Genomic DNA, 1,751 nt, shown 5'->3' on the forward strand with positions numbered 1-1,751 from the left:
GCGGGGTGTTGTACGTGACGACCATCGTTTTTATAAGGAAAGAAAGTTGTATGATTTTCCTCAGAAGGATATCAAGAACCAACTGTTCAACATCTTCATGGGGAGGGCATTTATGTTCAAGTTCATGAGGATGCAAGCCTATAACAACATGAAACCGCTGTATATCCTCCAACATAAGCATATTGTTGATTCAAAGAAATTATAGGAGCAAAGCCATGCAAAGGACGCGGGGAGTTTTGCTGCAATATTTCCATTGGTACAGCGAAGGTGGTGGTGTTCTTTGGAACAAGCTCGCAAAGCAGGCTGAAACACTGAAAAAGGCAGGATTCACTGCTATTTGGCTTCCCCCGGCCTATAAGGGAGCTGGAGGTGGCCATGACACCGGTTACGGTGTGTATGACCTGTACGACTTGGGTGAGTTTGACCAGAAGGGGAGTACTGCCACCAAGTATGGAACCAAAACAGAGTACCTCAAAGCCATTGATGCGATTCATTCCCAGGGACTTTATGTCTATGCAGATATTGTATTGAACCATCGAATGGGTGCTGATGAGAAGGAACAGGTTCTTGCTACCCCGTATTCCAGAGAAAACCGGTCAGAACCAACTGGTCCTCAAGAGCAAGTAACTGTCTATACGCGTTTCACCTTTCCGGGCAGGGGTGCAACCTATTCTGATTTCCAATGGATGTGGCACCACTTTGACGCAGTGGACCATGCAGAGGAATATCCTGATGACAAGAAGAGCATTTATGTACTGGAAGGCAAGCAGTTCGATGACTATGTTTCCTCGGAGTTTGGGAATTACGACTACCTAATGGGTTGTGACCTTGATTTTGGGGCGGAGGAAGTGAGAGAGGAACTTACCCGATGGGGCAAGTGGTATCTTGATACCACAGGCATAGATGGCTTCAGGATTGATGCAGTGAAGCATATCCCTTCGTGGTTTTTCCCAGGGTGGCTTTCATCTATACGCTCCCATGCAAAGCGTGAGTTGTTTGCCGTTGCAGAGTTTTGGGACCCTGATATTAATCAACTTAAGACGTATATTGAACAGAGTGAAAGGGCCTTGTCGTTGTTTGACGTTCCGCTGCATTTCAAGTTCTACCAAGCAGGAATGGAGCGAAAAAATTTCCCCTTGGATTCCATATTCTCTGGAACCTTGGTTGAACAGGACCCGGAGCATGCCGTTACCTTTGTAGCAAACCATGACTCGCAGGCTTTGCAAGCTCTTGAGTCAGTAGTGGAGTCTTGGTTCAAGCCACTGGCCTATTCGTTGATACTGCTGAGAAAGGAAGGATATCCCTGTGTATTCATTGCAGATTATGAGGGAGCCACATATGAGGATTATGGTTCTGACGGTGAAAAGTATTTGATTGAGATGCCTTCATTCAGGGAGTTGATTGATCTTATGCTCAAGCTACGAAGTAGTCGTCTTGAGGGAGAAAAGCACGATTATTTCGATCATCCAAATACCATTGGCTGGTCTTTTTCAGGAGAGAAGGCTCTAGCAGTGGTCCTTTGTAATGGGGAAGACGGTAGTAAAAGAATGGAAACAGGTCTTCCTGCCACTGAATTCGTGGATTGTACAGGCAATAGCACAGAACGAATCAAGACAGATGAAGAAGGGTTTGGGGATTTTCCTTGCAAGGGAGAATCCATTTCGCTTTGGGTGAGGAGCGATGATCCACTATAACGGCCAGTATGTGTTTCTTGTCAATCAGATGATGCAAACCATTGAAAGGTTCCCGGT

Annotated in this window: 1 protein-coding gene and 1 pseudogene; both read left to right on the forward strand. The window is 45.9% G+C overall.

The genetic code is table 11. From position 1 onward, the window contains the following. Positions 1-205: pseudogene (locus JF818_RS16435) on the forward strand (iron-sulfur protein); the annotation flags it as partial. Between the two features lie 10 nt (positions 206-215). Further along, a complete protein-coding gene (locus JF818_RS11240) occupies positions 216-1,694 on the forward strand; it encodes an alpha-amylase (RefSeq protein ID WP_198892100.1) in 1,479 nt (492 codons plus the stop codon). Positions 1,695-1,751 lie beyond the last annotated feature (57 nt).

It is taken from the genome of Sphaerochaeta sp. S2 (assembly GCF_016406725.1).
Lineage (GTDB): Bacteria > Spirochaetota > Spirochaetia > Sphaerochaetales > Sphaerochaetaceae > Sphaerochaeta.

Excerpts from the sequence above, each read along its gene's own strand:
- JF818_RS11240 (WP_198892100.1), top strand. The coding sequence starts at position 216 with ATGCAAAGGACGCGGGGAGTTTTGCTGCAATATTTCCATTGGTACAGC.